This window comes from Mycolicibacterium grossiae (assembly GCF_008329645.1).
Lineage (GTDB): Bacteria > Actinomycetota > Actinomycetes > Mycobacteriales > Mycobacteriaceae > Mycobacterium > Mycobacterium grossiae.
The window spans coordinates 122,395-143,376 of record NZ_CP043474.1; the positions used below are offsets into that span (position 1 = coordinate 122,395).

At 71.2% G+C, this 20,982-nt stretch carries 26 protein-coding genes; 16 read left to right on the forward strand and 10 right to left on the reverse strand.

Going from position 1 to position 20,982, the window contains the following annotated elements; translation table 11 throughout:
* Positions 1-38: 38 nt before the first annotated feature.
* The 3 genes from modA to FZ046_RS00610 are packed head-to-tail and all read right to left on the reverse strand — an operon-like array spanning position 39 to position 2,696.
* On the reverse strand, positions 39-794 hold the full coding sequence (gene modA / locus FZ046_RS00600; RefSeq protein WP_070351119.1) for a molybdate ABC transporter substrate-binding protein: 756 nt from the start codon (positions 792-794) through the stop codon (positions 39-41).
* Positions 791-1,201, reverse strand: a complete 411-nt coding sequence (locus FZ046_RS00605) for a TOBE domain-containing protein (protein ID WP_070351118.1) — start codon at positions 1,199-1,201, stop codon at positions 791-793. Before FZ046_RS00605 ends, modA begins: the two co-directional genes overlap by 4 nt.
* Before the next feature lie 46 nt (positions 1,202-1,247).
* Entirely contained in the window at positions 1,248-2,696 is a 1,449-nt protein-coding gene (locus tag FZ046_RS00610) for an NAD-dependent succinate-semialdehyde dehydrogenase (protein WP_070351117.1), read from the reverse strand.
* 50 nt (positions 2,697-2,746) lie between these two features.
* On the opposite strand from FZ046_RS00610, the gene pgi reads away from it, so the two are divergent.
* Positions 2,747-4,402, forward strand: a complete 1,656-nt coding sequence (gene pgi, locus FZ046_RS00615) for a glucose-6-phosphate isomerase (protein ID WP_070351116.1) — start codon at positions 2,747-2,749, stop codon at positions 4,400-4,402.
* Positions 4,403-4,463: 61 nt separating this feature from the next.
* On the opposite strand, the gene FZ046_RS00620 is transcribed toward pgi, so the two are convergent.
* A complete protein-coding gene (locus FZ046_RS00620) occupies positions 4,464-5,213 on the reverse strand; it encodes an SDR family oxidoreductase (protein WP_070351115.1) in 750 nt (249 codons plus the stop codon).
* Between the two features lie 71 nt (positions 5,214-5,284).
* Here FZ046_RS00620 and FZ046_RS00625 point away from each other — a divergent pair, with 71 nt between their 5' ends.
* Positions 5,285-5,833: a chorismate mutase gene (locus tag FZ046_RS00625; RefSeq protein ID WP_070351114.1), complete on the forward strand. Its 549-nt coding sequence runs from the start codon at positions 5,285-5,287 to the stop codon at positions 5,831-5,833.
* 4 nt (positions 5,834-5,837) lie between these two features.
* Here FZ046_RS00625 and FZ046_RS28215 read toward each other — a convergent pair whose 3' ends face one another.
* From FZ046_RS28215 to FZ046_RS00640, 3 genes are read right to left on the reverse strand one after another with little or no spacing between them, the layout of a single operon-like run.
* Positions 5,838-6,701, reverse strand: coding sequence for an Fpg/Nei family DNA glycosylase (locus FZ046_RS28215; RefSeq protein ID WP_070351113.1), 864 nt, complete (start codon positions 6,699-6,701; stop codon positions 5,838-5,840).
* A 24-nt stretch (positions 6,702-6,725) separates the two neighbouring features.
* Positions 6,726-7,109: a phage holin family protein gene (locus FZ046_RS00635; protein WP_070351112.1), complete on the reverse strand. Its 384-nt coding sequence runs from the start codon at positions 7,107-7,109 to the stop codon at positions 6,726-6,728.
* A 15-nt stretch (positions 7,110-7,124) separates the two neighbouring features.
* Complete coding sequence (locus FZ046_RS00640; RefSeq protein WP_083297929.1) at positions 7,125-8,249, reverse strand: YihY/virulence factor BrkB family protein; 1,125 nt, start codon at positions 8,247-8,249, stop codon at positions 7,125-7,127.
* A gap of 131 nt (positions 8,250-8,380) precedes the next feature.
* On the opposite strand from FZ046_RS00640, the gene FZ046_RS00645 reads away from it, so the two are divergent.
* Positions 8,381-9,619 (forward strand): diiron oxygenase, encoded by a 1,239-nt coding sequence (locus FZ046_RS00645; protein WP_149484166.1) that lies wholly within the window; start codon positions 8,381-8,383, stop codon positions 9,617-9,619.
* 62 nt (positions 9,620-9,681) lie between these two features.
* Positions 9,682-10,560, forward strand: coding sequence for an LLM class flavin-dependent oxidoreductase (locus FZ046_RS00650; protein WP_070351110.1), 879 nt, complete (start codon positions 9,682-9,684; stop codon positions 10,558-10,560).
* Here FZ046_RS00650 and FZ046_RS00655 read toward each other — a convergent pair.
* Positions 10,541-11,704 (reverse strand): ROK family protein, encoded by a 1,164-nt coding sequence (locus FZ046_RS00655; RefSeq protein ID WP_070351109.1) that lies wholly within the window; start codon positions 11,702-11,704, stop codon positions 10,541-10,543. The two genes, FZ046_RS00650 and FZ046_RS00655, sit on opposite strands and share 20 nt — an antisense overlap.
* A gap of 69 nt (positions 11,705-11,773) precedes the next feature.
* Here FZ046_RS00655 and FZ046_RS00660 point away from each other — a divergent pair, with 69 nt between their 5' ends.
* Positions 11,774-13,021: an MFS transporter gene (locus FZ046_RS00660; RefSeq protein ID WP_099045783.1), complete on the forward strand. Its 1,248-nt coding sequence runs from the start codon at positions 11,774-11,776 to the stop codon at positions 13,019-13,021.
* A 15-nt stretch (positions 13,022-13,036) separates the two neighbouring features.
* Here the strand turns inward: FZ046_RS00660 and FZ046_RS00665 are convergent, their stop codons facing one another.
* Both FZ046_RS00665 and FZ046_RS00670 read right to left on the reverse strand, forming a co-directional pair.
* A complete protein-coding gene (locus tag FZ046_RS00665; RefSeq protein ID WP_070351107.1) occupies positions 13,037-13,474 on the reverse strand; it encodes a hypothetical protein in 438 nt (145 codons plus the stop codon).
* Positions 13,465-14,049 carry an RNA polymerase sigma factor gene (locus FZ046_RS00670; RefSeq protein ID WP_246182873.1) on the reverse strand — a complete coding sequence of 195 codons (585 nt, stop codon included), beginning with the start codon at positions 14,047-14,049 and terminating at the stop codon, positions 13,465-13,467. The genes FZ046_RS00665 and FZ046_RS00670 overlap by 10 nt, the downstream gene beginning before the upstream one ends.
* 163 nt (positions 14,050-14,212) lie before the next feature.
* Between FZ046_RS00670 and FZ046_RS00675 the strand changes: the two genes are divergently transcribed.
* From FZ046_RS00675 to FZ046_RS00725, 11 genes are all read left to right on the forward strand, one after another.
* Positions 14,213-14,695, forward strand: coding sequence for an Asp23/Gls24 family envelope stress response protein (locus FZ046_RS00675; RefSeq protein WP_070351222.1), 483 nt, complete (start codon positions 14,213-14,215; stop codon positions 14,693-14,695).
* A complete protein-coding gene (locus tag FZ046_RS00680) occupies positions 14,692-15,024 on the forward strand; it encodes an Asp23/Gls24 family envelope stress response protein (protein ID WP_070351106.1) in 333 nt (110 codons plus the stop codon). The genes FZ046_RS00675 and FZ046_RS00680 overlap by 4 nt, the downstream gene beginning before the upstream one ends.
* A 1-nt stretch (position 15,025) precedes the next feature.
* Positions 15,026-15,205, forward strand: coding sequence for a hypothetical protein (locus FZ046_RS00685; protein WP_048635377.1), 180 nt, complete (start codon positions 15,026-15,028; stop codon positions 15,203-15,205).
* Positions 15,198-15,569 (forward strand): Asp23/Gls24 family envelope stress response protein, encoded by a 372-nt coding sequence (locus tag FZ046_RS00690; protein ID WP_070351105.1) that lies wholly within the window; start codon positions 15,198-15,200, stop codon positions 15,567-15,569. The genes FZ046_RS00685 and FZ046_RS00690 overlap by 8 nt, the downstream gene beginning before the upstream one ends.
* Complete coding sequence (locus FZ046_RS00695) at positions 15,566-16,132, forward strand: DUF6286 domain-containing protein (protein ID WP_070351104.1); 567 nt, start codon at positions 15,566-15,568, stop codon at positions 16,130-16,132. Before FZ046_RS00690 ends, FZ046_RS00695 begins: the two co-directional genes overlap by 4 nt.
* Positions 16,129-16,695: a hypothetical protein gene (locus FZ046_RS00700; RefSeq protein WP_070351103.1), complete on the forward strand. Its 567-nt coding sequence runs from the start codon at positions 16,129-16,131 to the stop codon at positions 16,693-16,695. Before FZ046_RS00695 ends, FZ046_RS00700 begins: the two co-directional genes overlap by 4 nt.
* Before the next feature lie 140 nt (positions 16,696-16,835).
* Positions 16,836-18,194, forward strand: coding sequence for a hemolysin family protein (locus FZ046_RS00705; protein ID WP_070351102.1), 1,359 nt, complete (start codon positions 16,836-16,838; stop codon positions 18,192-18,194).
* Positions 18,191-19,198 (forward strand): hemolysin family protein, encoded by a 1,008-nt coding sequence (locus FZ046_RS00710; RefSeq protein ID WP_070351101.1) that lies wholly within the window; start codon positions 18,191-18,193, stop codon positions 19,196-19,198. Before FZ046_RS00705 ends, FZ046_RS00710 begins: the two co-directional genes overlap by 4 nt.
* A 20-nt stretch (positions 19,199-19,218) precedes the next feature.
* The gene (locus tag FZ046_RS00715; protein ID WP_070351100.1) at positions 19,219-19,857 is read left to right on the forward strand and encodes a VOC family protein; all 639 of its coding nucleotides are present in this window, start codon (positions 19,219-19,221) and stop codon (positions 19,855-19,857) included.
* A gap of 35 nt (positions 19,858-19,892) precedes the next feature.
* Positions 19,893-20,360 carry a ribonuclease HI gene (rnhA, locus tag FZ046_RS00720; RefSeq protein ID WP_070351099.1) on the forward strand — a complete coding sequence of 156 codons (468 nt, stop codon included), beginning with the start codon at positions 19,893-19,895 and terminating at the stop codon, positions 20,358-20,360.
* A gap of 52 nt (positions 20,361-20,412) precedes the next feature.
* On the forward strand, positions 20,413-20,973 hold the full coding sequence (locus tag FZ046_RS00725) for a TetR/AcrR family transcriptional regulator (RefSeq protein WP_070351098.1): 561 nt from the start codon (positions 20,413-20,415) through the stop codon (positions 20,971-20,973).
* Positions 20,974-20,982: the final 9 nt, after the last annotated feature.

Here is a 20,982-nt window from a genome sequence, read left to right on the forward strand (position 1 = left end):
CCGCCTCGGCCACTAGGCAGGCCACGGGGCTCGAGCCGTCAGGGGGCGCCGAAGCCCGCCTGCCGGAGCACCTGCTGTCCCGCCGGGCCGGTGACGAAGTCGACGAAGTCGCGCGCCCGCTCGGCGTTTGCCGCGTCCTGCAACGTCGCGATCGGGTACGTGTTCACCGCGCCGGCGGACTCCGGGAAGTCGACGGCGGTCGAGGAGCCGCCCGCACCGGCGACGTCGGTGACGTAGACGACTCCCGCGTCGGCCTGGCCCGACGACACCTTGTTGAGCACGTCGGTGACCGACGACTCCTCGCTGACCGGCGCGAGCGTGACACCGGTGGACCGTTCGACCTTCTGGGTCGCCGAGCCGCACGGCACCTGCGGCGCGCACGTGACGACGGTGAGCCCGGGCCGGGTGAGGTCGCGAAAGGACGTCACGGCCTTCGGGTTTCCCGGCGCGACGGCGATCGTCAGCACGTTGGAGGCGAAGTTCACCGGCGAGCCGTCGAGCAGTCCGGCGTCGGCCGCCTTCTGCATGTTCGTCGCATCGGCGGAGGCGAACACGTCCGCCGACGCACCCTGGGTGAGTTGCGTGACGAGGTCCGACGAACCGGCGAACGAGAACTCGACCGTCGTCCCCGGGTGGTCGCCCTCGAACTGGTTGCCGAGCTGGGTGAAGGACTGCTTGAGCGACGCCGCGGCGAACACCGTCACGGACTCCCCCGACGGTGCGTCCGACCCGCACCCGGTGAGCAGCGCCGCGGCCAGTACGCCGGTGGCGGTCAGCGCGACGAGCCGCCTCACGACGCACCGCCGGGGGTCTCGACGATCACGGTGGTGGCCTTCACGACCGCGACCGCGATGCTGCCCGGTTCGAGGTCGAGTTCGCGCACGGCGTCGCTGCTCATCAGCGACACGACGGTGAACGGCCCGCACTTCATCTCCACCTGGGCCATCACGGTGTCGGTGGTGACCTTGGTGACCAGGCCCGCGAACCGGTTGCGCGCCGAGCTGGCGACGTCGACCGGGTCCTGCGGCGCCCGCCCGCCGTGGGTGCGGACGAACTCGGCCAGCGCCGCCCCGCCGACCACCTTGCGTCCGGCGTCGTCGGTGCCGGCGGTCAGGCTCCCGTCGTCGATCCAGCGGCGGACGGTGTCGTCGCTGACGCCGAGCAGCTCGGCGGCGTCACGGATCCGAATGTTCGGCGGCATGGACGGATCCTAGCCGCAGCTGCGGCTGAATCCGTCCAAGGTGGAGTCAGTTGGTAAGCGCGATGTACTTCGTGTCGAGGTACTCGTCGATGCCCTCGGTACCGCCTTCGCGCCCGAACCCGGACTCCTTGATGCCGCCGAACGGCGCCGCGGCGTCGGAGATGACGCCGCGGTTGACGCCGACCATGCCCGACTCGATGGACTCCGCGACGCGCAGCGCCCGGTCGAGGGACTTCGTGTAGACGTACGCCGCGAGGCCGTACTCGGTGTCGTTGGCCGCGGCGATGCCCTCCTCCTCGGTGTCGAAGCCGGCGATCGGCGCGACCGGCCCGAACACCTCCTCGGCCAGGATGCGGGCGTCGGCGGGCACGTCGGCCAGCACCGTCGCCGGGTAGAAGTTGCCCGGCCCCTCCGGCGCGACGCCACCGACGGCCACCGTGGCGCCGCGCGACACCGCGTCGGAGACCAACTCGGTCACCTTGTCGAGCTGCTTCTGGTTGATCAGCGGGCCCAGCGTCGCCGACTCGTCCAGCCCGTCGCCGAGGGTGAACTCGCTCATCCGCTTCACCAGCTTCTCGGTGAACTCCTCGCGGACGGAGTTGGCGACGTGGAAGCGGTTGGCCGCCGTGCAGGCCTCGCCGCCGTTGCGCATCTTGGCCAGGATCGCGCCGTCGACGGCCGCGTCCACGTCGGCGTCGTCGAACACGATGAACGGCGCGTTGCCGCCGAGTTCCATCGACGTCCGCAGCAGCTTGTCCGCCGACTGCTTCACCAGCGCCTTGCCGACGCCGGTGGAGCCGGTGAAGGTGAGCTTGCGCAGCCGGCCGTCGTCGATCAGCGCGGCGGTCACGTCGCCGGGGCGGCTCGTCGGGAGCACCGACAGCACGCCCTTGGGCAGGCCGGCCTCGTCCATCAGCTTGGCGAGCAGCAGCATGGTCAGCGGCGTCTCCTGCGCCGGCTTGACGATCATCGTGCAGCCCGCGGCGAACGCCGGACCCATCTTGCGGGTGCCCATCGCCAGCGGGAAGTTCCACGGCGTGATGGCGTAGCACGGTCCGACGGCCTGCTTGGTGACGACGATGCGCCCGGTGCCGGCGGGGCTCGGCGTGTACCGGCCGCCGATCCGCACGGCCTCCTCGGAGAACCAGCGGAAGAACTCGGCGCCGTAGGTCACCTCACCTTTGCTCTCGGCGACCACCTTGCCCATCTCCAGCGTCATGAGGGCGGCGATGTCGTCGGCGCTGGCGGTGATGGTCTCGAACACCGAGCGCAGGATCTCCCCGCGCTTGCGCGGCGCCGTCCCGGCCCACTCGGCCTGCACCGCGCTCGCCGCGTCCAGCGCGGCCACGGCGTCGTCGGCGCCGGCGTCGGCCACCGTCGTGATGACCTCGTCGGTGGCGGGATTCAGCACGTCGAACGTCGACGTGCCGGCACGCTCCTCACCGCCGATCCACAGACCGGTCGGAACGGAGCTCAACAGCTTGGCGGTGTCCATACATCCATCATTTACACCTTCGTTCAGCCGTGCGCACTAGGGTCGTGGGAATGACCGACATCGTGGATATCTCGTCGACTCCGGCCTGGAACGCACTCGTCCGTCACCACGACGAGATCGGCGGTCGGCACCTGCGCGACCTGTTCGACGAGGACCCCGCACGCGGCCGGGAACTGGTGCTCACCGTCGGCGATCTGTACGTCGACTACAGCAAGCACCGGGTCACCCGCGAGACGCTCGGACTGCTCGTCGATCTGGCGCGCGCCGCCGGGCTGGAGGCCAAGCGCGACGCGATGTTCGCCGGCGAGCACATCAACACCTCCGAGGACCGCGCGGTGCTGCACACCGCGCTGCGTCTGCCCCGCGACGCGTCGCTGACGGTCGACGGGCAGGACGTCGTCGCCGACGTGCACGAGGTGCTGGACCGGATGGGCGATTTCACCGATCGCCTGCGCAGCGGCGAGTGGACCGGCGCGACCGGCGAACGCATCCGGACGGTCGTCAACATCGGCATCGGCGGCTCGGACCTCGGGCCGGTCATGGTCTACCAGGCGCTGCGGCACTACGCCGACGCCGGTGTCTCGGCGCGCTTCGTCTCCAACGTCGACCCGGCCGACCTCGTCGCCAAGCTCGACGGACTCGACCCCGCGACCACGCTGTTCATCGTCGCCTCGAAGACGTTCTCCACCCTGGAGACCCTGACCAACGCGACGGCGGCGCGACGCTGGCTGACCGACGCCCTCGGCGACGCCGCGGTGGCCAAACACTTCGTCGCAGTATCGACGAACCAGCGGCTCGTCGACGAGTTCGGCATCGACACCGCCAACATGTTCGGCTTCTGGGACTGGGTCGGCGGCCGCTACTCCGTCGACAGCGCCATCGGTCTGAGCGTCATGGCGGTGATCGGCAAGGAGCGCTTCGCCGAGTTCCTGGCCGGCTTCCACCTGATCGACGAGCACTTCCGCACGACGCCGCTGGAGGCGAATGCGCCTGTGCTGCTTGGCCTCATCGGCCTCTGGTACAACGAGTTCTTCGGCGCGCAGTCCCGCGCGGTGCTGCCGTATTCGAATGACCTGGCCCGCTTCGCGGCGTACCTGCAGCAGCTGACCATGGAGTCCAACGGCAAGTCGGTGCGCGCCGACGGTTCGCCGGCGACCACCGAGACCGGCGAGATCTACTGGGGCGAGCCAGGAACCAACGGACAGCACGCCTTCTATCAGCTGCTACACCAGGGCACCCGGCTCATCCCGGCCGACTTCCTCGGGTTCTCCGAGCCCACCGACGACCTGCCGACCGCCGACGGCACCGGCAGCATGCACGACCTGCTCATGAGCAACTTCTTCGCGCAGACCCAGGTGCTGGCATTCGGCAAGACGGCCGAAGAGATCGCCGAGGAAGGCACTCCCGCCGAGGTCGTGCCGCACAAGGTGATGCCCGGAAACCGGCCCAGCACATCGATTCTCGCAACGAAGCTGACTCCGTCGGTCGTCGGGCAGCTCATCGCGCTCTACGAGCACCAGGTGTTCACCGAGGGCGTGGTGTGGGGTATCGATTCGTTCGACCAGTGGGGCGTGGAACTGGGCAAGACCCAGGCGAAGGCGCTGCTGCCGGTGCTCACCGGCGACGACTCGCCCGCCGAGCAGACCGACAGCTCGACCGACGCGCTCGTCCGCCGCTACCGCACCGAGCGCGGCCGCCAAGCCTGAGCGATTCACGAGCGCTTTCGTTCGCTCACCGAACGTGAGCGCTCACAAATCACGGGGAAAGTCAGGCGAAGCGATCCATGAAGCGGTTGGGCAGCAGCTTGATGACCTCGACCAGCGGCCACCACGGCCAGCCCGGGACGACGGCGCGGCCCTTCTCCTTCTCGATGGCGTCGACCATGGCCCGCACGCCGGTCTCGTTGTCGACCATGAGCAACGTCTGCCCGGCCTTGGCGGTCATCTCCGACTCGATGTAGCCGGGCTCGAGCGTCGTGATCTTGATCGGTCCGGTGCGGTATTCGGCACGCAGCGACTCACCGAGCGACGTGACGCCGGCCTTGCTGGCGGCGTAGGCGGCCTTGACGCCGGGGACGCCGCGGTTGCCGAGCACCGACGACACCAGCACCAGGTGGCCGCGCCCGGCGGCCTTGAACATCGCCAGGGCGGTCTCGATCTGCACCAGTGCCGCCACCAGGTTCGTCTCGATCGTGGCCTTGTTGGCCCACGGCTTGCCGCCGCCGAGCGGGTAGCCCTTGCCGATGCCGGCGTTGACGATGACGCAGTCGACGCCGCCGATCGCCTCGGACAGTTCCTCGAACACCTTCGGCACCTGCTCGTGGTCGTTGACGTCGAGCGACGCCACCGCCACGGTGATGTTCGGATGCCTCGCCAGCAGCTCGGCCTTCAGCTCCTCCAGATTCTCGGTGCGCCGTGCGCACAGCGCCAGGTCGCGGCCCTTGGCGGCGAACTGGCGGGCCATGCCGGCACCGAGGCCCGAGCTGGCGCCGGTGATGAGGATCTTCTGCCGAGTCATGCGAGCAGGATAACCGGACTCGACAGCCGTCAAGTCGCCGGTCGAGGCGACCCGTGGGCGATGATGGGGCCGTGAGGCTCACCGTCGTCCTTCTCGCCGTCCTGTCTCTCGCTCTACCGCCCGTCGCGCACGCCGACGACCGTCCGCCGCTGTACGCCCTCGTCGACGCGGCCGCGCAGCGGCTCGGCACGGCCGACGGCGTCGCCGCGTTCAAGTGGCTCACCGGCGGATCGATCGAGGACGCGCCGCGGGTGCGGCAGGTGCTCGACGGCGTCGGCGACGACGCGCGCCGGCGCGGGCTGGACGAGGACTACGCCCGCACGGCCTTCGCCGACCAGATCCACGCCACCGAGGGCGTCGAGTACATCCGCTTCGGGCAGTGGAAGTTCGACCCCGCCTCGGCCCCGACCACCGCGCCCGACCTGGCGGCGTCGCGCGCCGCGATCGACGGGTTCAACCGCACGATGGTGGCCGAGATGGCCCGGCAGTGGCCGCTGCTCGCCGGGCCCGGATGCCGGCCGGCGCTCGACGAGGCCCGTGCGGCAGTCACCCGCGACCGCGGGCTCGACCCGCTGTACGTCGACGCGCTCGGCGCCGCGACGCGGTCCTACTGCCGCTGATCGGTCACTTGAGCAGCTTCGACATCCGCCGGTCGGCGAGCACCTTGCCGCTGGTCTGACAGGTCGCGCAGTACTGGAAGGACTTGTCCGCGAAGGACACCTCGCGCACGGTGTCACCACACACCGGGCAGGGCAGTCCGGTACGGGCGTGCACGCGCATGCCAGACCGCTTCTCCCCCTTGAGCGTGGCGGCCTGCTGGCCGACCGAGCGGGTCACCGCGTCGGTGAGGACGGTGATCATCGCGTCGTGCAACGCGTTGAGTTGCCCCTCGGTCAGCTTGCCCGCGGTCGCGAACGGCGACAGCCGTGCGACGTGCAGGATCTCGTCGCTGTAGGCGTTGCCGATGCCGGCGATCACCTTCTGGTCGGTGATGACGCTCTTGATGCGGCCGGTGTTGCCCTTGAGCGCGGCGGCCAGCCCCTCGAGGTCGAGCGTCAGCGCATCCGGCCCGAGGACGGCGATGCCGGGCACCTTGGCGGGGTCGTCGACGAGCCAGACCGCCAGCCGCTTCTGCGTGCCGGCCTCGGTGAGGTCGAATCCCGCTCCCTCGCCCGGGGTTCCGAGGTGCACGCGCAACGCGATGGGGCCCTTGCCGGGCTTGAGCGGGGCCGCCGACAGCTTGTCCGACCAGCGCAGCCAGCCGGCGCGGGACAGATGCGTGATGAGGTGCAGATCGCCGACCTGCAGGCCGAGGTACTTGGCCCAGCGGTTCGCGCCGGTCACCTCGCGCCCGTGCAGCGCGGTGGTGGGCGGATCGAACGTCTTGAGCACCGACAGCGCCGCGACGTCGACGCGGCCGACGGTCAGACCGACGGCGTGGCGGCGCAGGTGATCGGCCAGCGCCTCGACTTCGGGCAGTTCGGGCATGTCATCCAGTGTGCCGCATGACCGTCACACCCCGGGGGTGATGAGCGACAGCGCCCAGCCGACGATCGAGAGCACGATCGCAGCCCAGATCGCGGTCCACCAGAAGTCGTCGATGTAGAGGCCCCAGTGCGTGGTGTTCTCGGTGATGCGCGAGGTGATCCACAGCATCAGCGCGTTCACGACGACGTGGAACAGCCCGAGGGTGACGACGTAGAGCGGAATCGAGAGCAGCTGCACGATCGGCTTCACGACGGCGTTCACCACACCGAAGATCACGGCGACGACGAACACGATGCCGGCCCGCTGCAGCGCGTCCTCACCACCGACGAACGAGATGCCGTCGACCAGCCGCGTGACGATCCACAGCGCGACGCCGGTGACGGCCGCGCGCAGCAAGAACCGACTCATGCCGCGATCCTAGGGTCAGGCGTCGCGTCCGCGGGTGTGGCGCAGCCGCCGGCCGCGGGCCACGTCCTTCTCGATCGCCTTCTCGGTCTTCTCGATGACGCGGGTGTCGCGTGGCGGGAGCTGCAGCTCGCGCTCGGCGGGCAGCCCGGCCTGCAGTTGCCTGCCGCGTTCCAGCTCGGCGTCGAGTTCGGCGCCGAACAGCAACGCCAGGTTGGTGATCCACAACCACAGCAGGAACACGATGACGCCGCCCAACGCGCCGTAGGTCTTGTTGTAGCTGCTGAAGTTCGAGACGTAGACGGCGAAGGCCACCGACGCCAGGACCCACGTCAGGATCGCCAGGAACGCACCGATGCTGATCCAGCGGAACTTCGGCTGCTCGACGTTGGGGCTGGCGTAGTACAGGATCGCGACGGCGACGATGACGGCGAGCAGGATCAGCGGCCAGCGCACGATGTTCCAGGTGGTGAGCGCCGCGTCGCTGAGGCCGATGGTGTCCCCGACCGCGCGGGCGACGGGTCCGCTGACGGCCAGGACGACGGCGACCAGGGCCGCCATCACCAGCCCGCCGAGGGTCAGCAGCAGCTGCAGCGGGCGCAGCTTCCACACCGGCCGGCCCTCGTCGATCTCGTAGATCCGGTTCATCGCCCGGCCGAAGGCCCCGATGTACCCCGAGGCCGACCACAGCGCGCTGCCGAGGCCGATGACGAGCGCCAGGCCGGCCGACGGGGTGGCGACGAGCTGCTCAATGGTGGGCCGCAGCGTGTCCACCACGGAACTGGGCACGACGTCGTCGGCCACGTCGAGCACCGCGTCGGTGGTGCGCTTGCCCTGGCCGAACACACCGAGCAGCGACACCAGCGCGAGCAGCGCCGGGAACAGCGAGAGCACGGCGTAATAGGTCAGCGCCGCAGCCAGATCCGTGCACTGGTCGTGACTGAATTCCCGGGCCGTCTTGCGCAGCACGTAGAGCAGCGACGGCTTGGTCAGGTCGTCGGGCGAGTCGGGCTTGCGCGGGTCGTCGGGATCGGGTGCCTGCTCGCGCTCGGGCTCGTCCGCACGCCGGTCGGCCGCACGCGTGGACACGTCCCAGCGCCAGTCTTCGCGTCGGTCGTTCTCGGAATCGGTTCGGCCGGCCATGCGTCGGCGTTACCCCGCTCGGCCCCCGCGAAACCCGGCCGGGGCGTTACCGAAAGTATCCGGTACCCGGGGTATTGACATGAGTTCGCCGCGCTCCCTACCGTGATGCTCACTACGAAGGGACGTCGACGATGACTGCCTCCACTCACCCCCGCACCGCCGCCCCCACGCGCGGGGAGTTCTCCGCCCGCCTGCTCAAGGGCTCGGTGAAGAAGTCCTACGCTCCCGTGGTCGACATCGACTGGGACGCAACGCTGGACCCGGACAAGTTCTTCCTGCCGCCCCGGGTGGTCTCGCTCTACGGCACGCCGCTGTGGGACGCGATGTCGCGCGCCGAGCGCATCGAGCTGTCGCGCCAGGAGCTGGTCAACACGCTCTCGGCCGGCATCTGGTTCGAGAACATCCTCAACCAGGCGCTGCTGCGCGACCTGATGCACGCCGATCCCACCGCCAACGCGACCCACTACGCGCTCACCGAGATGGGTGACGAGACGCGGCACATGGTGATGTTCGGCAAGGCCATCGAGCGCCTCGGCGCGAAACCGATTGCGCCACGGCGGTATCAGCGCATCATCATCAACGGCCTCCCGCTGATCTTCAAGGGTTCACTGCTCTGGGTCGCCGCCCTGGTGGGCGAGGAGATCTTCGACTCGCTGCAACGGCAGATGATGGACGACCCCGAGCTGCAGCCCATGGTGCAGCGCCTCATGCGCATCCACGTCACCGAAGAGGCCCGGCACATCTCGTTCGCCCGTGACGGCGTCCGCAGGCACGTCGGCGCGATGCCCCGGCTGAACCGGTGGTGGGTCGCGAACCTCAACGGCGTCGGCGGACCCTTCTTCCAGTTCCTCTTCACCAACCCGGTGCAGTACCGCCGAGTGGGCCTACCGGCCCGGGCGGCCCGCCGGATGGCGCGCAGCAGTCCCCACCGGCACCGCGTGCAGGAGCAGGGCTTCGCCCCGCTGGCGGCATTCCTCGAGGAGGTCGGGCTCATGGGTCCGATCGCACGCCGACTCTGGCGGCGCGCGCACTTCCTTCCGGGTTCGGCCACCACCCCCGAGGCCCCCCAGGCCACCCCGGCCGCCGATGACGCCGACGCGAATCACGAGGTCTACGACGGCCCCGCCACGCTGCGGGTCGGCGACGCCGACCACGCGGTGCACGCCCGGCTGACCGGGCACCTCGACCCCGTCGACGGCCGATACCACTGGCGCGGAACGGTTTCCGGCGACCTTCCCGCCGACGTGCTGCGCCGCCCGGAGGTGCTGTTGACGGCGGTGGGCCGCACCGCCGCGGCCCGGGTCGCCGAGCGCACCCCGCAGGGCGGGTGGTCGGTCACCGGGATGGGCACCCCGCCGTTCCCGATCTGACCCTCGACGGAAACGCACCGTTTCACGCCACCGAACTAGAACGTGTTCTAGTATCGGCGTTCATGCGGTTCACCTATGCGGAGGCCATGACCGACCCGAAGTACTACATCCCGTTGGCGAAGGCTGCCGACGAGGCCGGCTACCACGCGATGACCATCCCGGACAGCATCGCCTACCCCTTCGAGTCGGACTCGACGTATCCCTACACCGAGGACGGCAACCGGGAGTTCCTCGACGGCAAGGCGTTCATCGAGTCCTTTGCGCTGATCGGCGCGCTCTCGGCGGTGACCACCCGGCTGCACTTCAACATCTTCGTGCTCAAGCTGCCGATCCGGCCTCCGGCGCTGGTGGCCAAGCAGGCGGGCTCCCTGGCAGCGCTGTTCGACAACCGGCTGGGCCTCGGCGTCGGCACCAGCCCGTGGCCGGAGGACTACGACGTCATGGGCGTTCCGTTCGCCCGGCGGGGCAAGCGCATGGACGAGTGCATCGACGTCATCCGCGGACTCACCACCGGCGAGTACTTCGAGTACCACGGCGAGTTCTACGACATCCCGAAGACCAAGATGACCCCGGCCCCCACGAAGCCGGTGCCCATCCTGGTCGGCGGTCACGCCGACGCGGCCCTGCGCCGCGCGGCCCGCAACGACGGCTGGATGCACGGCGGCGGTGACCCCGAGGAACTCGACCCGCTGCTGGCCAAGCTGGCGAAGTTCCGCGAGGAAGAGGAGCGCATCGGCGCAGCCGACGAGTTCGAGATCCACGTCATCTCGATCGACGGCTTCACCCTCGACGGCATCAAGCGCCTCGAGGACAAGGGCGTCACCGACGTCATCGTCGGCTTCCGCATCCCCTACATCATGGGCCCGGACACCGAGCCGCTCGACGACAAGATCCGCAACCTGGAGTGGTTCGCGGAGAACGTCATCGCGAAGGCCGGGTAGCCACCAGTGCGTCGACGGCCGGCGCGCTGAGCACCTCGTCGAGCACCATGGCCGCGGTGCCCAGCACCGCCGAGTGGTCGCCGTGTGCGGCGGGGACCACCTCGAGTTCGCGCGTCGCCATCGCCGTGGCGTTGCGGTACAACGACTCTCGCAGCCCGGCGACGAACACGTCGTAGGCGGCGGCCATGTCCCCGGCCACCACGAGGACGGCCGGGTTGAGCAGGTTGACCGCCGCGGCGATCACCTCGCCGACGTGGCGTCCGCTGGCACGCACCATGCCGCGGGCCTCCGGGTCGCCGGCGTGGACGAGTTCGACCACGTCGCGCATGTGCCGCACGTCGCGACCGGCCTGCTGCAGCCGGTGGACCAGCGCCCAGCCGCCGGCCACCGCCTCCAGGCAGCCGGTGTCCCCGCAGCGGCATCGCAGCCCCTCGGCGGCCGGGGTCTTGTCGTGCCCGAATTCGCCGGCGGCCTGCGACGCCCCGCGCTGCAGGACCCCGCCGGCGATGATGCCCGCACCCAGACCCGTCGAGGCCTTGAGCACCAGCAGGTCGTCGAGCCGCTGCAGCTCGCCACCCCGCTCCCCCAGCGCGATCGCGTTGGCGTCGTTGTCGAGCAGGATCGGCACGCCGAGACCGAGGTCGTCGAAGTACGGGCGCAGCTCGACGCGATCCCAGCCGCGCAGGATCGGCGAGTCACGGCTGCAGCCGCGGTCCCGGTCCACCGGACCGGGCAGGCTGAGCCCGATGCCGTACACCGGCACGTCGCGAACGTCCTGCAACAGGACGTCGAGCCGCTTCACCACGTCGGGCATCAGGTCGTCGGGCCCGAGGGCGACCTCCTGATCGATGTCGCTGGTGGCGATCGGTTCGCCGGCGAGGTTGCACACCGCGATCCGAGTCCGGCTGATGCCGATGGCGACGCACAGCACCACGCCGGCGTCCGCGTCGAAGGTCAGCATGGTCGCCGGTCGGCCACCGGTCGAGGGCGCCGGCACGCTCTCGGCCACCAGCCCGATCTCGACGAGGGCGGCGACGCGCGCGGCGACGGCGGTCCGGGACGCGCCGGTCAGCTGCCCGAGTTCGGCGCGGGTGGTGTCGCGCAACTCCCGGATCAAGGTGAACACGTCGCCAACGCTGGCCATGCATCGATTGAACAGGATCGACGTAAGCTGCGCCACTTTTGTCCTTTAGGTGCAGAAGTCACTTTGCGGATGAGCGTAAGTCGCCCTACCGTGAAACCCGTGACCCGCGCCGCGACCCGACCCACCCGGCCCAGCTCCGTCGTCGCCCCCGATCCGACGATCCGGTGGCTGGCGGTGTTCGCATTGGCGCTGGGCGGTTTCGGCATCGGCACCACGGAGTTCGTGGCGATGGGCCTGCTGCCCGACATCGCCGCCACCATGGGCATCACCGAACCGACCGCCGGCCACGTCATCTCCGCCTACGCGCTCGGCGTCGTGGTCGGCGCACCGACCATCGCCGCACTCACGGCGCGCCTGCCGCGCAAGACCCTGCTGTTGGCCTTGATGACGGTGTTCACCCTGGGCAACGTGGCGTCGGCACTCGCCCCGAGCTACGGCACCCTGATGGCGGCCCGCTTCGTCGCGGGCCTGCCGCACGGCGCCTTCTTCGGCATCGCCGCGCTGGTCGCAGCCCACCTGATGGGACCGCAGAACCGTGCCAAGGCCGTCGCCCACGTCCTGACCGGACTGACGGTCGCCACGGTGATCGGCGTGCCGGTGGCGTCCTGGCTGGGCCAGCACTTCGGCTGGCGCAGCGCCTTCGGCCTCGTGGTCGGCGTCGGCCTGCTGACGCTGACGGCGATCTGGTTCTGGCTGCCGGACATGCGCGGCATGCACGTCAGCAGCCCGCTGACCGAACTCGGGGCGCTCAAGCGCCTGCAGGTCTGGCTGGCGCTGCTGGTCGGCATGGTCGGCTTCGGCGGCATGTTCGCGGTCTACACCTACGTCAGCACGACGCTGACCGACGTCGCCGGACTCCCCCGCGCGCTGATTCCGCTCGGCCTCATGGCGTTCGGGCTCGGCATGGTGATCGGCAACCTGGTCGGCGGGCGGATGGCCGACGTGTCGGTGATCCGCGGCCTGTACGCGTCGATCGTCGCGCTGGGCCTGGTGCTCGCGCTCTTCGTCGCCGCGGCGCATCATCCCTGGAGCGCGCTGCTCGGACTGTTCCTCATCGGCGCCACCGGCGCGTCGATCGGCCCGGCGCTGCAGACGCGCCTCATGGACGTCGCGCAGGACGCGCAGACGCTGGCCGCCGCCCTCAACCACTCGGCGCTCAACATCGCCAACGCCGCGGGCGCCTGGATCGGTGGCCTCGTCATCGCCGCGGGTCACGGCTACACCGCGCCCGCGGCCGCCGGTGCCGTGCTGGCCGCAGCCGGTCTCGTGGTGCTCACGGTGTCGGTGACGCTGCAGCGCCACCACGCCCGCCGCTGACGGGCGACCGCGTCCTCAGCGGTGGACGTCGGTCACGGTGACGCCGATCGGCACCTCGTCGTCGCGGCCGAGCACGTCGGCCACGACCGCCGCGCAGCGCGCCCGCAGCCGCTGCGCGACCCCGGCGACGTCGGCCAGGTAGCGACAGCTCACCTCGAGCGAAACCTCCTGCAGCACACCATCTTCGCCGTGCGCTGCGACGTCGAGGACCACCACGTCGCGCTCGCCGCGCAGCGCGACGCTCAGCAGGTGGGTCAGCACCAGGTCGGTGACCCGCAGAACGCCGGGCGCCGATCCGGGAGCGGGGTCGACGACGTCGAGCGGCCAGCCGCCGCGGGGGGTCGCCCGGACCGCCGCCAGCACGCCGCGCTCGATCGCCTGCCATCCCGGTTCGGGCACCGCACGCAGGAGAGTTGCCGCGCGCCCGATGATCTCGTAATCGCCTATCGCCATTGCCGAAGCCTCTGTTGGAGTGTGGCACGGGCCCGGTGGTGATGGCCTCGCGCTCCGTCCGCGCTCATCTCGAGGATGGTCCCGATCTGAGGAAACGTCAACTGCTCCACTTCTCGTAGCGTCCACACCGCGCGCTGTCGCGGCGGCAATTCCGCCAGCGCCGCCTCCATGGCTTCGAGGAACGCGGTGTTCGAGGCGACCGCGAACGGGTTGCTGTCCACGTCCTGGCTGACGGGCTCGATGAGGCGGTCGTCGATGGGCACCGCCCGCTTGACGCGGTGCGAATCCACCACCTTGCGCGAGCAGATCGTGAACAGCCAGGTCCGCACACCGGAGTCGCCGCGGAACGTGGCGATCTGCCGCCACGCCGCCACGAAGGTCTCCTGCACGACGTCGTTGACGGCGTCGCCGTCGCGCATCATGCGCCGCGCGAAGCGGTACAGGCTGGGGCCGTGCCGGCGCACCAGCTCCTCGAATGCCTCGACGTCGCCGGCCCGCGCCGCGGCGGCCAGACCCCGGTCGTCGACCGGGTCCGCGTCGACGAGCACCTCGTCGACACCGCGTTCGCCCGACACATCCGCCCTCTCCGGCCGCGCTCGTCGCGGACACCCTCTGTATTCGGAGCGGATACCCCCTCGGATTGTGTTGCACGACACATCAGCGGGCATGTTCGGTTCAGACGTGGTGCGCCGTCATACCTGGCGTACCGATCAGCCAAACGAAGAAGGGATGCCCGACATGGCCACCACCGCCCAGGGTCCGACCACCACCGGTTCGACCACCAGCACCGCCGCCCCGGCTGCGGCCGCCAACGGCCCGCTGTCCACCAGCCACGGCCGCACCACGATCGCCGACGTCGTCGTGTCGAAGATCGCCGGACTCGCCGCACGCGAGGTCAACGGCGTACACGACCTGGGCGGCAACGCCACCCGCGCCGTCGGCGCGCTGCGCGAGCGGATCCCGGGCGCCTCGACCAACTACTCGCAGGGCGTATCCGTCGAGGTGGGCGAGAAGCAGGCCGCCGTGGACATCGACATCGTTGCCGAGTACGGCGTCTCCATCTCCGACCTGGCCTCCGGCATCCGCCGCAACGTCATCGCCGCCCTCGAGCGCATGACCGGCCTCGAGGTCGTCGAGGTCAACATCACCGTCCACGACGTGTTCGTCGCCACCGCCGACGACGACGCCGTCGAGAGCAACCACCTCACCCGGGTCGAGTGAGTACTCCCGACCACGGTTCGGCAGCCGACACGGTCGCGGGCATCGCCCGCGCCGTGCCCGGCGTCGCCGGTCTGCACCCCGGCATGTTCGGCGAGGTCGCCACGTACCTGCCCGGACGCCGCGTGACCGGCGTCCGCATCACCGACGAGCGCGTCGACCTGCACATCACGGTGTCCGCCGACGCACCCATCCGACGGACCGCCGCCGCGGTGCGCGAGGCGGTCGCCGCGGCGCTTCCCGGCCTCGCCGTCGACGTCACCGTCGAGGACGTAGCCACCGGGCCACGCCCCACCCCCACCACCGAACCCGTTGTCCCCATGGAGGATTGAGATGACCACCGCTACCGCAGGCATGCTCGCCGGAGTACTGCTCGGCGTCGCCGCCGCCGCCGGCGGGTTCACCGGCTTCCTGCTCGCCCTCGTCCTCGGCGTCATCGGCTACGTCGTCGGCGGACACCGCGACGGCGAATTCGACGCCACCACTTGGCTCCGGGGCCGGGGCCGTGGCTGAGATCGGCCCCGACGTCGACCCCGGAGAGCGGGGCCGGCTCACCGTCCGCAACCGCGCGGTCGAGCGCATCACCGAGGCCGCCGCGCTCCATGCGCCCGGCGTGCACCGGCACGGCTCCGGCCTCGGCCGGCTCGCCGGCCGGGAACTGCCCCGGATCGACGTCGACGTCGCCGGTGACCGGGTGCGCGCCGACGTCGAGGTGGCCGTCGAATGGGGTCGCCCGCTCGCCGACACCGCCGCCGCCGTGCGGCGTGAGATCACCGACGCGCTCACCCACCACGGCGGGCTCGTCGTCGACGGCGTCCGCGTACACGTCGCCGCCGTCATCCCGCCGTCGGCCCAACCGCAGAGGAGCGTGACTTGACCGCCACCCAGGTACCGGCGCCCGACGCCGCGCGCGCCCGTAGCGCCCCCTCGCCCGTCGCGGCCGCGGGTGCCAGCATCGTCGGCGTCCTGCTGGCCCTGGTGCTGATCGCCGCCGGTGCGATCGCCGTGCGCGACGCCGCACTGGCGGCCGGGCTGCTCCACGGCCGGCCGTGGTTGCCGGCCGCCATCGACGCCGTCGACGTCGTCTCGCCTGCCACCTGGATGCTGCCCGCCGGCGTCGTGGTCACGCTGCTCGGCATGGCGCTCGTCGTCGTCGCGTTCCTGCCGCGCCGCGCCACGGCGACCGCTCTGGCCGCCGACACGTCGGTGTACGTCCGCCACGGTGACGTCGCCACCGTCGCGACGGCGGCAGCGCTGGACGTCCCCGGCGTGCTCGACGCCCGCAGCACCGCCACGCGCCGCAAGGTCACCGTGCGGTGCCGCGTCACCGGCGACGCCGCCGAGGTCCGCACCCTGGTCGCCGACGCCGTCGCCGACGCACTCCGCCCCCTGCACCGCGCCCCGCGCCTTGCGGTGCACACCCGAGAGGACCGCTCGTGACCCGCACCGCCCTCGGCGTCGACCGCCTCGTCACCCTCCTCGCCGGCATCGGCCTCGTCGTCCTCGGACTGGGCGCCGTGGCGTGGGAACGTGGCGCATTGGTCGGTGGCCGCAGCGTGTCCTTCGACGTCGCCCACCGCACCGCGGCCGCCGACTGGTGGCCCTGGGCCGCAGGCGGAGTCGGCCTGCTCCTGATCCTGCTGGGTCTGCGCTGGCTGTTCGCGCACCGCCCCGCACACCGGGCGTCACGCGTCGCCCTCGGCACCTCCGACGGGCCCGACCGCTCGCCCAGTACCGCCGACGCCGCCTCGGTCGCCTCGGCTGCCGCCGTGTCCCTCGGCCGAAACCCCGCCGTACTCAAGGCGTCCGGCGCCGCGACCCTGGAGAAGGGCACGCCCACCGTGACGCTCACCGCGACGGTGCTCGCGTGGAACGGCCTTCGGGCCGGCGCGCGCGCCGCCGACGACACCGCGCGGGAGGTCGCCGAGATGCTCGGCGACACCGTCGCCGTCCGCACCGTGTTGCGCGTCGACGCCAAGCGCCGCCACGGCACGGTCGCCTGAGCGTGTTCTCAGCGTCGCTTCACTAGGCTCGGCGCCACCCATCACGAACCCCAAGGAGTGACGAGGCGCTTGACCGCCGAACCGCGAAAACCCGTCCCACCCCGGCCTGACGCGACGACGGATCGGCCGGAGGTGGGCTCGTGCTGACGGCGGTCGGCGCCGTCGCACTCGGCATCGTCGTCGTCCTCTTCATCACCGCGCTGACGGGGTACTTCGTCGCGCAGGAATTCGCCTACATGGCGGTCGACCGCTCCCGGCTGAAGGCCCGCGCCGAGGCCGGCGACGGCGCCTCCGAGCGGGCCCTGTCGGTGACGCGCCGAACGTCCTTCATGCTCTCCGGCGCCCAGCTCGGCATTACCGTGACCGGTCTGCTCGTCGGGTACGTCGCCGAGCCGCTGATTGGCGAGGGCGTCGGTACGCTGCTGGGCGGGGTCAGCGTGCCGACCGGCGTCGGCGTGGCGATCGGCGCCACCGCGGCGATCGTCTTCTCCACCTTCGTACAGATGCTGTTCGGCGAGCTGTTCCCCAAGAATCTCGCCATCGCCCGGCCCGAGCCCGTGGCGCGCCGCCTGGCCCGGTCGACCACCTGGTACCTGCGCCTGTTCGGCTGGCTCATCTGGCTGTTCGACCAGAGTTCGAACCTCCTGCTCCGAGCACTGCGCATCGACCCGGTGCACGACGTCGAGCACTCGGCCACCGCCCGCGACCTCGAGCACATCGTCGCCGCGTCCCGCGACGTCGGCGAGCTACCCGTGGAGCTGTCGACGCTGCTCGACCGCACCCTCGACTTCCCCACGCGCACCGTCGAACACGCCATGGTCCCGCGCTCGCGGGTCGACGTCGTGACCGCGGACGTGCCGGCCGGGACGGTGCTCGCCCTGATGTCCACCGGCCACACCCGCTACCCGGTCTGCGGCGACGACGTGGACGATCTGCGCGGCGTCGTGCACCTGCTGGACCTCCTCGATTCCGGCGCGAGCGGCGGGACGGCCGGATCGCGGTGCCGGCCGGCCGTCGTCGTTCCGACCACGATGCCGCTGCCCACCGCACTGTCCGCGCTGCGCGACACCGGCGAGGAGATGGCGCTCGTCATCGACGAGTACGGGGGCTTCGCCGGCGTCGTGACCGTCGAGGACATGGCGGAGGAACTGATCGGCGACATCGACGACGAGCACGACGCGCCGGGCCGTCTCGGCGCCGCCGCCGAGGCCGATGGCTGGTCGCTGCCCGGCGACACCCCGCTCGACGAGGTGCACCGTCTGCTCGACGTGCCGCTGCCCGACGGCGACTACGAGACGCTGGCGGGCCTGGCCATCGCCGCGTTCGGCGCGCTGCCCGCCGTCGGCGACCTCGTGGTCATCCCCCTGCCGCCGGAGGCCGCCGACCTGGTGGCCGACGAGCCACCGCCGCTGCGCGACCTCGTCCTCGAGGTCCGTGAGGTCGACAGGCGCGTGCCCGCACGGCTCTTCGTGGCGGTCCGCACGGAGGTGAGGTCATGACCAACCCGTGGACGCTCACCGTCGTCACGGTGGCGCTCATCGCCGCCAGCGCGTTCTTCGTCGCCGTCGAGTTCGCGCTGATCGCCGCGCGCCGGCATCGCCTCGAGGATGCCGCTGGGCGCAGCCGCTCGGCCCGCGCGGCGCTGCGCAGCACCACCGAACTGTCCGTGTTGCTGGCCGGTTCGCAACTGGGCATCACGGTCTGCACCCTCGCGCTCGGCGCGATCACGAAACCCGCTGTGCACGATCAGATCTCGCCACTCCTCACGTCGTGGGGCGCACCCGGCTGGGTGGCCGACGCGGGCGGCTTCGTGCTCGCCCTGCTCATCGTGACGTTCCTGCACCTGGTGGTCGGCGAGATGGCGCCGAAGTCGTGGGCGATCGCCCACCCGGAGCGCTCGGCCATCCTGCTGGCGCTGCCGATGCGGGCCTACATGGTGCTCACCCGACCGCTGCTGCTGGTGCTGAACCGCGCCGCCAACTGGTGTCTGCGCAGGGTCGGCGTGACACCGGTCGACGAGGTGGCCTCCGCGCAGGACCCCGACGCGCTGCGGCACCTCGTCGAACACTCCACGACGGCGGGCACGCTCGACGAGCGCTCCGGCGCCACCCTGATAAGCGCCCTGGAGCTGCAGGCGCTGACGGTGGGTGACGTCGTGTCGGCCGAGGCGCCGCGCGGCGTGCCGGCATCGGCCGATGCGTCGGCGATTCAGGCGATCTCGCGCGACACGGGCCACCTCCGACTCCTCGTGCTCGCCGACGACGGCGCCGTGTCGGGCGTGCTGCACGTCCGCGACAGCCTGTCCGCGGCACCGGGAACCACGGCCCGCGAGCTGGCCCGCCCGGCGCTGACGCTCGACGCCTCCCGGCCGGTGTACGAGGCGCTGCGCACCATGCGGGAGACCCGTGGACATCTGGCGGTGGTCACCGACGTGCACGGCGTCGTGGGCCTGGTGACCCTGACCGACGTCCTCGACCGGTTGATGCCGCGGGCCGCCGCCTGACCCCGCGCTAGGCTCGCCGCATCACCGAGCAGCTCTCCGTCGCGACCCTCGACGTCGCCGACCCGACCGATGCGTGGACGCACGCCGGCTTCACCGTCGCCGCGGACGGGAGCTGCCACGTGGGCGGCGTGCGCATCCGGCTGGTGGGCCGGGAAGCCGGTACCGGCATCGTCGGTTGGGCCCTGCGGGGCCACCGGGAGTTCGGCGGCGACCTCGACGGCATTCCGACCACGTCGGCACCGGACGCGGTCGAACCGGGCGAGCGGGCGCCGCAGCCCAACGGCGTCACCGGGATCGACCACGTCGTGCTGCTGACGCCGGACCTCGCGCGGACCGTCGCGGCGCTCGGCGCGGCCGGCGTCGCACCGCGGCGCGAACGCGACGCCCGGATGGCCGGCCGGGCGATCCGTCAGGTGTTCTTCCGGCTCGGCGAGGTGATCGTCGAGGTCGTGGGCTCCCCCGACGTGGCCGACGACGGTCCGTCGACGCTGTGGGGCATCACCTACGTCGTCACGGACCTCGACGCCACGGCCGCACGCTTCGGCGACCGGACCGGCCCGGTGAAGGACGCCGTGCAACCGGGACGCCGAATCACCACGCTGCGGCACGAGGCGTTCGGGATGTCGGTCCGCACGGCGCTCATCTCGGCGCGCCAGTGAGACCGTCGCCGGTCGGGACGCTCTATCCTCAGCGCGTGCACGAGGCAGGCGAGGACCCGGTGGTCATCCACACCGACGGCGGTTGCCGTCCCAACCCGGGACCCGGCGGCTGGGGCGCGGTGCTGCGGCAGCGCCACCACGTCCGCGAACTGTGCGGCGGCGAGCCCGGCGCCACCAGCAACAACCGCATGGAACTGACCGCCCCGATCATGGCGCTCGAGGCGCTCACCCGGCCCGGCGTCGTGGTGCACCTGTACACCGACAGCACCTACGTCCGCAACGGCATCACGAAGTGGGTGAACGGCTGGGAGCGCAACGGGTGGCTGACCGCCGCCAAGCAACCCGTGAAGAACGTCGACCTGTGGCAGCGCCTGCAGACGGCCTGCGCCCGGCACCACGTCGAGTGGTTCTGGGTCAAGGGGCACTCGGGCGTCGCCGACAACGAACTCGCCGACCAGCTCGCGACGCGCGGACTGCACGAGGCGCTCGGCGCCTCGCGCTGAAGCGCGGGACGCTACCGACGCCCGGCATCCCGATCGTCCGTAGGATCGACCGATGGCACGTCCGCCCGTGTTCGACCGTGCACAGGCCTTGGTGAGGGCCTTGCACCTGTTCTGGGAGAAGGGGTACGAGCGCACGACCGTGCGCGACCTCACCCAGGTCATGGAGATCTCGGCGCCGAGTCTCTACAACGCCTTCGGCGGCAAGCAGCAGCTCTTCGACGAGGCCGTGGCCGCCTACACGAATTCACCGAGCCGCGTCGTCCCGCCCGGTCTCGGTGAACGGACGTCGCGTGCGGTGTTCGCCAAGATCCTGGAGATCGCCGTCCGCGAGTACAGCAGCGACGTCCAACCCCGCGGCTGCTTCGTCATCTCCGATCCCGTGCTGCGGGAGGAACGCCAGCTGGGGCGCAACGCGATTCGGGAGCGCCTGCAGCAGGCGCACGACGACGGGGACCTTCCCGCCGACGCGGACGTGGCGGCCCTGACCGACTACATCGACATCGTGTTGCGCGGCCTGTCATCGGTGGCGCGCGACGGTGCCGACGCCGACGCGATGCAGGCCGCAGCGGACGTGGCGCTGCGCGCGTGGCCGGCACGGCCGCGCCGTAGGTGACCGAGGATC

What these genes read in the sequence shown, in the direction of transcription:
- FZ046_RS00665 (WP_070351107.1), bottom strand. Translation starts at nt 13,474, where the DNA reads ATGGCGATAGGCGATTACGAGATCATCGGGCGCGCGGCAACTCTCCTG.
- FZ046_RS00650 (WP_070351110.1), top strand. Translation starts at nt 9,682, where the DNA reads ATGCGGTTCACCTATGCGGAGGCCATGACCGACCCGAAGTACTACATC.
- FZ046_RS00620 (WP_070351115.1), bottom strand. Translation starts at nt 5,213, where the DNA reads ATGACTCGGCAGAAGATCCTCATCACCGGCGCCAGCTCGGGCCTCGGT.
- FZ046_RS00675 (WP_070351222.1), top strand. Translation starts at nt 14,213, where the DNA reads ATGGCCACCACCGCCCAGGGTCCGACCACCACCGGTTCGACCACCAGC.
- FZ046_RS00610 (WP_070351117.1), bottom strand. Translation starts at nt 2,696, where the DNA reads ATGGACACCGCCAAGCTGTTGAGCTCCGTTCCGACCGGTCTGTGGATC.
- FZ046_RS00645 (WP_149484166.1), top strand. Translation starts at nt 8,381, where the DNA reads ATGACTGCCTCCACTCACCCCCGCACCGCCGCCCCCACGCGCGGGGAG.
- FZ046_RS00685 (WP_048635377.1), top strand. Translation starts at nt 15,026, where the DNA reads ATGACCACCGCTACCGCAGGCATGCTCGCCGGAGTACTGCTCGGCGTC.
- FZ046_RS00710 (WP_070351101.1), top strand. Translation starts at nt 18,191, where the DNA reads ATGACCAACCCGTGGACGCTCACCGTCGTCACGGTGGCGCTCATCGCC.
- FZ046_RS00725 (WP_070351098.1), top strand. Translation starts at nt 20,413, where the DNA reads ATGGCACGTCCGCCCGTGTTCGACCGTGCACAGGCCTTGGTGAGGGCC.
- FZ046_RS00640 (WP_083297929.1), bottom strand. Translation starts at nt 8,249, where the DNA reads ATGGCCGGCCGAACCGATTCCGAGAACGACCGACGCGAAGACTGGCGC.
- FZ046_RS00635 (WP_070351112.1), bottom strand. Translation starts at nt 7,109, where the DNA reads ATGAGTCGGTTCTTGCTGCGCGCGGCCGTCACCGGCGTCGCGCTGTGG.
- pgi (WP_070351116.1), top strand. Translation starts at nt 2,747, where the DNA reads ATGACCGACATCGTGGATATCTCGTCGACTCCGGCCTGGAACGCACTC.
- FZ046_RS00605 (WP_070351118.1), bottom strand. Translation starts at nt 1,201, where the DNA reads ATGCCGCCGAACATTCGGATCCGTGACGCCGCCGAGCTGCTCGGCGTC.
- FZ046_RS00655 (WP_070351109.1), bottom strand. Translation starts at nt 11,704, where the DNA reads ATGGCCAGCGTTGGCGACGTGTTCACCTTGATCCGGGAGTTGCGCGAC.
- FZ046_RS00660 (WP_099045783.1), top strand. Translation starts at nt 11,774, where the DNA reads ATGAGCGTAAGTCGCCCTACCGTGAAACCCGTGACCCGCGCCGCGACC.
- FZ046_RS28215 (WP_070351113.1), bottom strand. Translation starts at nt 6,701, where the DNA reads ATGCCCGAACTGCCCGAAGTCGAGGCGCTGGCCGATCACCTGCGCCGC.